At 46.1% G+C, this 8,307-nt stretch carries 7 protein-coding genes; 3 read left to right on the top strand and 4 right to left on the bottom strand.

Annotated features, from left to right (window positions below; all coding sequences use genetic code 11):
* Positions 1-144: 144 nt before the first annotated feature.
* A complete protein-coding gene (locus QZW82_RS31670; RefSeq protein WP_293158213.1) occupies positions 145-633 on the top strand; it encodes a low molecular weight protein-tyrosine-phosphatase in 489 nt (162 codons plus the stop codon).
* Positions 634-788: 155 nt separating this feature from the next.
* On the opposite strand, the gene QZW82_RS31665 is transcribed toward QZW82_RS31670, so the two are convergent.
* Together QZW82_RS31665 and QZW82_RS31660 are read right to left on the bottom strand one after the other, a co-directional pair.
* The gene (locus QZW82_RS31665; protein ID WP_293158210.1) at positions 789-1,529 is read right to left on the bottom strand and encodes a response regulator transcription factor; all 741 of its coding nucleotides are present in this window, start codon (positions 1,527-1,529) and stop codon (positions 789-791) included.
* A gap of 340 nt (positions 1,530-1,869) precedes the next feature.
* Positions 1,870-3,480 carry a glucose-6-phosphate isomerase gene (locus tag QZW82_RS31660; protein ID WP_293158207.1) on the bottom strand — a complete coding sequence of 537 codons (1,611 nt, stop codon included), beginning with the start codon at positions 3,478-3,480 and terminating at the stop codon, positions 1,870-1,872.
* Positions 3,481-4,112: 632 nt separating this feature from the next.
* On the opposite strand from QZW82_RS31660, the gene dusB reads away from it, so the two are divergent.
* Both dusB and argF read left to right on the top strand, forming a co-directional pair.
* Entirely contained in the window at positions 4,113-5,126 is a 1,014-nt protein-coding gene (gene dusB / locus QZW82_RS31655; protein WP_293158204.1) for a tRNA dihydrouridine synthase DusB, read from the top strand.
* Positions 5,127-5,288: 162 nt separating this feature from the next.
* A complete protein-coding gene (gene argF / locus QZW82_RS31650; protein WP_293158202.1) occupies positions 5,289-6,209 on the top strand; it encodes an ornithine carbamoyltransferase in 921 nt (306 codons plus the stop codon).
* A gap of 315 nt (positions 6,210-6,524) precedes the next feature.
* Here argF and QZW82_RS31645 read toward each other — a convergent pair whose 3' ends face one another.
* The gene (locus QZW82_RS31645; protein WP_293158200.1) at positions 6,525-7,109 is read right to left on the bottom strand and encodes a Uma2 family endonuclease; all 585 of its coding nucleotides are present in this window, start codon (positions 7,107-7,109) and stop codon (positions 6,525-6,527) included.
* A 165-nt stretch (positions 7,110-7,274) separates the two neighbouring features.
* On the bottom strand, positions 7,275-7,934 hold the full coding sequence (locus tag QZW82_RS31640; protein ID WP_293158197.1) for a response regulator transcription factor: 660 nt from the start codon (positions 7,932-7,934) through the stop codon (positions 7,275-7,277).
* Between the last annotated feature and the right edge of the window lie 373 nt (positions 7,935-8,307).

Raw genomic sequence — 8,307 nt, 5'->3', positions numbered from 1 at the left:
GAGATTTGTTTGCAGCAGTTCGTTCGGTTGTTAATACTGGCAAGCGTCAGGGTTTAACTGCTTATCAATCTATTCAACAAGCTCTCTCTATTGATGGCTCCATTTTTTCCCCTAGTTGAGCAATTACCAAATAACAAATAACTAATGACTAAATTATTGTTTGTCTGCCTTGGCAACATCTGCCGATCGCCCTCAGCAGAAAATATTATGAATCACTTAATTAAACAAGCTGGTTTGAGCGATCGCATCACCTGCGATTCAGCCGGAACTGGCGGCTATCACATTGGCAGCCCCCCTGACAACCGCATGGCGTTGGCGGCGAGGAAGCGCAAGATTGAATTGTTAGGCGAAGCCCGCCAATTTAACAGGAAAGATTTTGAAAATTTTGATTTGATTTTGGCGATGGATCGCGACAATTATCGCAATATTCTTGCTGTTGATACTGCGGGAAAATATAAAGATAAAGTACGCTTGATGTGCGAATTTTGCCGATCGCACGACTTGAAGGAAGTTCCCGATCCTTACTACGGTGGGCCGGAGGGATTCGATCGGGTAATTGATTTGCTGCTGGACGCTTCGGAGGGTTTGTTGGAATACGTTATCAGTCAGGAACAATTAACAATTACCAATTAACAATTACCAATTACCAGAAAGAAGTGGTTTAAAGCCCGCCCGCCCAGGCGAAATTAAAATCAGACTATTTATTACTCAAATCCTCTTCATTTCTTTATCAAGTGCCCTCAAGCGGTCAACTGTCAACTGTCAACTGTCAACTGTCAACTGAACAATTACCAATTACCGACCAAATGGTGTTCCATCGCAAAGCGAACCAGTTCTGCCCGGTTGTTGCTTTCAGTTTTTCTGAACAAGCTGCTGACGTGCTTTTCGATGGTGCGAGGACTGAGGTGGAGCCGATCGCCGATTTGAACATTAGAAAGACCTTCTGTCACCAAATCTAGCACTTCCTGCTCTCGTTGCGTCAAATTCGGAGCATCGCCAGTGCCATATACCCGCGCGAACGAGCTATCCCGTAGGGAATCGCGCGTTTCTGGTTTTTGAGTTAAAAAATCAGTTTGAGGCTGGTCATTGGCGATGATACCTGTCGCTGTTGGCATCTGTTCGGGTTCGGGGGAACGAGACGGTGCCTGAGCAATTAGAGCGTAGCGATCGAGCAAAGAGCGAATTACCGCCCCCAATTCCGGGAGTTCAAAAGGCTTAGCCAGATAATTGTCGCACCCCATCTGATAGCCCCGAATCCGTTCCTGCGTGCTCGTGCGTTCCGTCAAAAAAATCACCGGTAGCAATCGGAAGGCGGGACGAGTCCGAACTCGACGCACGAATTCGTAGCCATCCATCTCGGGCATTGTAATGTCGGTAACAATCAAATGTGGCTGAAATTCCTCTACCAAGCCTAAAGCATCTTTGCCGTTCTCAGCAGCGATTACAGAGTATCCCGTAATTTCCAGATAATCGGTAATCGACAAGCGCGTCGCGAAATCGTCGTCAGCAACCAGAATCGTCAAGGGCATGGGCGGACATTAAAAATTAAACATTAAAAATCAAAAGTGAAATTAATCACTTTTAATTTTTAATTCTACTGTTTAATTCTGTTGTTGACACTCCCCGAATATCAAGGTACGGGGATTTTTAAGACATTTCTGTCAAAATATCCCTATTGTTAGGGTTCCTTTCGCTGACTGCGTTTACACGATTAAGTGCGTAGTCATGTCTCCTCAAAATGTTTTGGGCGTAGACTTTCCCACCGGGAGGGGGTAGGTTTTTAAATCTTGTCTGATGTGTTTATTTTACCATATTCATTTGTGAAGATGGATTTGTTATTTTACTGAACAATGGCGAAAAGCCGGCCACTCAAGAAGGGGTTTTAGACCCATCTCTCTGATAAGTTGCAGTTAAAGTACCAGGTTGCGCTAATGTTCCCTGCAAAGCTACGCCGCGCCCGTTGGCTGCCAAATGCCGCAGAGTTTTGTAAATTGTCTCGATTTGCTCTGGTCTTCCGGCTTTTTTTGCTATTTCTGATACAGACAGAGGTGTTGGAGCGTCTTTGATAACTTGCAGCACCAGTTGCTGCAAATCCAACACAGCAGCGGCCGCTTTTTTACCGGCTTCAACCCCTGGCTGGTGATAGGCATTGACATTTACCAAGGAACCGTAAAAACCTACGGCTCTTTCGTAGAGGGCGATTAATGCTCCTACTGTCCGAGGGTTGACTTGGGGAATTGTGACGGTGATTGAATCTCGATGATTTTCGTACAAAGCTTGTCGAGTTCCCTGCAACAAACCAGATAAATAATCTCCCGAGGTGACGCCCGGTTCTACTTCTGGAGAAATTCCTTGCCTGTCTTCCAAAACTTCGATAAATGTTAGGAAGAAATTCGGCACGCCTTCTCGGAGTTGCTGGACGTAGGCGTGTTGGTCGGTACTGCCTTTGTTGCCGTAGACTGAGATTCCTTGATAAACTGTGTTGCCGTCTAAATCTTTTTCTTTGCCGATCGATTCCATGACTAATTGCTGCAAATAGCGGCTGAACAATAGCAGGGAATCTTTGTAAGGCAAAACTACCATGTCTTTCTCGCCGCGTCCGTTGCAGGCAAAATACCAGGAGAGGGCTAAAAGGGCAGCGGGATTGTTTTTAATGTCGGGAATTCTGGTAGCTTCGTCCATGACTTTAGCGCCATCGAGCATCGCCCGAATGTCTATGCCTTGCAAAGCTGCTGGCAAAAGTCCTACGGCTGAGAGTTCCGAAGTGCGTCCTCCCACCCAGTCTGACATGGGGAAGCTGGCAATCCAGCCTTCGGATTTGGCTAATTTGTCTAGTTGGCTGTCTGTGCCGGTGATGGCAATTGCCTGTTTGGCGAAGTCGAGTTTTTGGGCGGCGAAGGCTTTTTGAACTTCGATCATGCCGTTGCGGGGCTCGGGGGTGCCGCCGGATTTGGAGATAGTAATTACTAAGGTGCTGCTGAGTTTGTCTTTGATTTTGTTGAGGATGCGATCGATCCCAGCCGGATCTGTGTTGTCGATAAAATGAATTGCTAGGGGCCCAATATCTGGGGATAACGCTTCGGCGACGAATTGAGGGCCGAGGGCAGAACCGCCAATGCCGATCGAGATAATATCGGTAAATTGCGGAGCAAATGGCGGTTTAATATCGCGACTTTGAACTTTTTTGACAAATTCTTCGACTTGTGATACGCCTTCGACTATTTCTTGTTTTAATTCTGGAGTGGGAGCTAAATCGGGGTTTCGCAGCCAGTAGTGGCCCACCATGCGGTTTTCGTCGGGATTGGCGATCGCGCCTGCTTCCAAAGTTGCCATGTCTTTGAAAGCTTTGTCAAATTTGGGTTTCATTGTGGCGACGAAAGCGTCGTCAAATCCCATGCGACTGATGTCGAGGTAAAGCCCCAATCCAGAGTGATAGTAAAGCCAGTCTTGGTAGCGTTGCCAGAGTGCTGTGGCATCCATAGGAATTCTCTACAATTTTTATAATGTGCGATCGGGCTAGTCGGGAATCAACCAATTGTAGTTTAAAACGATGTTATGTATGGCTTTTGCAGAATCCCAATAAATTTAAGCATTACTCGTCTGAAGGCGGAACCCTCCGACAGGCAGAAGACTGTGGCAGAATTAAGGAATAAAAAAGTGACTTGCGCGACAGTTTTAGTAGGTAGATCGCCCATTGGTGGCAACGCCCCATAGATAGCTCAAAAGTCAAGCGACAGCGAGAAATAGATTTAAATGTTGTCCGGGTTCGGCTTTGGGTTTTAGTTTGACAACAGTTAAATTTTGGGAAGTCCCTTTCAAATAGGCATTGCAGTCTGGTTAAATATACTTTTAGCTGTCACTCAATCATCGGCTAAAAATATAATGAACAACTGTCAAATACCAAAATTGTAGTATAATATACAGCAATACGGTTCACTTAAGACTGATCCCCCCTTAGCTTGCCCCCTACTCCCCCTTGTTAAGGGGGGGACAAGAGTATTTTCAAAGTCCCCCTTCTTAAGGGGGATGCGAGGGGGATCTCCGGGCAATAAACAGCGCTAAGAGAAACGTATTGGAATATACAGATATTATAATTAAAAGTGCGATCGACTATGCTTACCCTATCTCCAGAATTAAAAGAAAGATTAGCAACTCCGCTGAAAATCGGCGACTTAGAAGTCAAAAGTCGCGTCCTGCAATCGCCCTTATCCGGCGTAACCGATTTGGTATTTCGCCGCCTGGTGCGCCGCTATGCCCCGGATTCGATGATGTACACCGAAATGGTCAACGCTACAGGTTTGCACTACGTGAAGCAACTGCCGCGAATTATGGAAATCGATCCAAACGAGCGCCCGATTAGCATTCAATTGTTTGACTGTCGGCCGAATTTCTTGGCGGAAGCGGCGCAGAAAGCTGTGGCAGAAGGAGCGGATACAGTTGATATTAATATGGGCTGTCCCGTTAACAAAATTACTAAAAACGGCGGCGGTTCTTCGCTGCTGCGAGATCCGGAAAATGCCGAAGCAATTGTGCGGGCGGTTGTGGATGCTGTAGATGTTCCTGTGACGGTGAAAACTCGCATCGGTTGGACTGACAAAGAAATTAATATTTTGGAATTTGCTAAGCGGATGGAGGATGCGGGAGCAAAAATGATTACCGTCCACGGCCGCACGCGATCGCAAGGTTACACCGGCCCGGCAAAATGGGAGTGGATTCGCCGCGTTAAGGAAGTTTTATCGATTCCCGTGATTGGTAACGGAGACATTTTTTCAGTGGAAGCAGCGGTGCGCTGTCTCGAAGAAACTGGCGCCGACGGAGTGATGTGTTCGCGGGGAACTTTGGGCTATCCATTCTTGGTGGGAGAAGTCGATTATTTCTTGAAAACAGGTGTAGAAAAGATACCTCCGACACCAATTGAACTTCTCGAATGTGCTAAGGAACATCTGCGGGCTTTGTGGGAATACAAAGGTGAAAGCGGTGTCTCTCAAGCGCGCAAGCACTTAACCTGGTATGCTAAGGGCTTCCCCGGTGCTGCGGAATTGCGGGGTGTGTTGGCTGTAGTAGAAACGGTTGAGCAAGGTTGTGATTCGATCGATCGCGCGATCGAGCAATTGCCCGCAGTTTAAAACCCTGGGAGAGGGGCTCGCCAAAAGCCCGCTGTTGCGAGTCCAATCGCTCGCAAAAAGTAAGGTTCGTAGTGAGGACTTTAGTCCTCTGAATTAGAGGACTAAAGTCCTCACTACGAACCGTTTTTATTAACAGTTGAAAATTTGTGTGTAGGGGAAAGCATGGACTCATTAAAAGGGCGAGATTTATTAAGTCTGGCCGATTTAAGCATTGACGAATTAAATTATTTACTGGATCTCGCAACCAGTTTAAAATCGGGAATGGTCAAGCTGAAACGCAACAAAGTTCTCGGCTTGTTATTTTCCAAAGCTTCGACACGAACCCGGGTGAGTTTTACGGTGGCAATGTATAAATTGGGAGGGCAAGTAATCGACCTCAATCCCAATGTAACACAAGTCAGCCGTGGCGAACCTTTGGTAGATACAGCCAGGGTTTTAGACCGATATTTAGATATTTTGGCAATTCGGACTTTTGAGCAAAAGGATTTAGTAACCTTTGCCAATTATGCCAAAATTCCTGTAATTAATGCTCTGACAGATGACGAACATCCATGTCAAGTGCTGGCTGATTTAATGACAGTCAAAGAGTGTTTTGGAAAGCTGGAAGGACTGACGCTGACTTATTTTGGGGACGGCAACAACATGGCAAATTCGCTGATGTTGGGGTGTGCAATGATGGGGATGAATGTCAGAATTGCTTGTCCTGAAGATTTCCTCCCAAATCCTGAGATAGTGGCAAAAGCTCAGGCGATCGCGAATGGCAAAACAGAAGTTACTGTGACTGCTGATGCGGAAGCTGCTGCTAAGAATACTCAAGTCATTTACACTGATGTTTGGGCAAGTATGGGACAGGAAGAGGAAGCTAAACTCAGGATTCCTTTGTTTGAGCCTTATCAGGTAAACGAGCGACTGGTAGAAATGGCCGATCGCAATGCTATCGTACTACACTGTTTGCCGGCACACCGAGATGAAGAGATTACCGATGCGGTGATTGAAGGTTCGCGATCGCGCGTTTGGGATCAAGCGGAAAATCGGATGCACGCCCAGCAAGCTTTGCTGGCTAGCATCCTCGAAAGCGATTAGGTTAATAAGATAAGATAAGACGGCGGTTGAAACCGCGTCTACACAGACAAAACCCACCTCCGTGGGTTGAAGAGTAGATAAGACGGCGGTTGAAACCGCGTCTACACAGACAAAACCCACCTCCGTGGGTTGAAGAGTAGATAAGACGGCGGTTGAAACCGCGTCTACACAGACAAAACCCACCTCCGTGGGTTGAAGAGTAGGCGGTTAAAATTACGTGATATTCTGAGTCTTCCGTTATTTCAACCGCCGTTTTATCTGAACCGTATTGGATCAAAACCGACGGCAATTATTGGATTAGTTTGATATCGGTTTTCAATTTGATATAATAGGTGGCAGCATTTCCCCAATTGCGATATTAACAGCGGGAAATTGGAGCGGTGAAATGCTGGCAGTTTCCTCAAGAATGACTTCGCTTTGATATCCATCTTCAGTGGGTTCTCGGAAAACGTGCAGTTGTCTCTCATTCACATTTAATACCCAATAGTCGGCAATTCGCGATCGCGCGTAGATTTTGGATTTAACTTCGCGATCGTAAGCCAAACTGCTATCTGCTACTTCGATAATTAGATATACTTCTGAGGGAATCGGATGGTGAGTAGCGTAGTCAAACGGATCTATTATTACTACAGCGATATCCGGTTCAGGTTCAGAATTGTCGTCAAGGGCGATCGGGCTTTTGTAATAAACATCAATCTGATTTCCCAGAATATCTCGCAGTACATTAGCAGTGCGTCTCGTGGCGGAAGTGTTAGCAGTTCCTTTATCACTGATTGTGATGATATTTCCTGAAAGTAGTTCAACTCGCTCCTCTGGGTGAAAAAATCCCATCTCTCCCAGCTTGTGATATTCTTTAACTGTCCATTTGCGGAGCGTAAAAGGGGCTTCTGTTATCAGCATAGCTTCACCAAAAATATCGCAATTCCATCCAGGATAATATGATTGTAGCTGACGTAAAGTATGCAGCGGTAATCCGAGCGGGATTGTGCAGCCTCTCTATTCCAACTCTCTGCGCCCTCTGCGCTCTCTGCGGTTAATAAAAAAACAATAAATTTTTCAAATGATTCAGGTGGCGATCGCAGAATTAGCGTAAATTGCCAACTGCGATCGATTTCGCAAATTCAACCGATTCAGTAAATGAGTGACATGGGTTTTCACCGTTCCCTCAGAAATAAATAACTGCTGGGCAATATCTCGATTGGTTAAACCCTTACCAATCAACCGCAATACCTCTTGTTCCCGCGGGGTTAATTGTGCCAGATCAGGAAGTTTCGAGGGTTGAGTAGTAGGTGTTGGAGTCGTAGGTGCAGCACCAAATCCTGTCATTAGCTTGTCCATTAAACCAGGCGCCAGTTGAGTGTAACCCGATCGCACCAAACGAATTGCCTGTGCTAACTCTTCCGACGGCATATCTTTCAATAAATAGCCCTTAGCCCCGGCCCGCATCGCATCAACAATGTATCCATCGTCATCAAAGGTAGTTAAAACCAAGACACTCGTGTTGGGAAACGACTGGCAGATCAGGCGAGTTGCTTCTCTACCATCCATCACGGGCATTTTCAAATCCATTAATACAACATCGGGTTGGAGAGCTTCGACTTGCTCTAGGGCAGCTTTACCGTTATGGGCAATTCCAACCACTTCTAAATCTGATTCTAGGCTTAACATAGCCTTGAGCCCTTGGCAGATAAGCTGCTGATCGTCCACTAACAACAGACTAATCATGGGATATTCCTCAATCTCTCATCCCATGATAGTTCTTAATTACACAGACAAAGAAAAAACACGGAAAGGCGTTAGGTGAGTTTTACATTTTGTTACATCGAGTAATACTAGGTCTGAATTACTCATCCCTTTTATTTGTACCTACTCAAATCTTGCAGCAATCTCAATCTTAGGGGGGTATTTGGGGGTTATTTGTGGGGTGGGGGCGGGTTTATTTAAGCTATCTGCAAGCTTCAAAGACCTTGGCGAACCCGCCCCTTGTATCTTAAAAGAGTGAGTCAGTCGATCGCCACGTCATTGATTCAATCATACGAACAATCAGGCGATCGAGCCGACAAGCAGGCGATCGAGCTGACAAGCAGGCGATCGAGCT

Origin of the sequence: Microcoleus sp. bin48.metabat.b7b8b9.023, from assembly GCF_013299185.1 — a bacterium.
Lineage (GTDB): Bacteria > Cyanobacteriota > Cyanobacteriia > Cyanobacteriales > Microcoleaceae > Microcoleus.
This window is presented reverse-complemented; position numbering and strand designations above follow the sequence as displayed.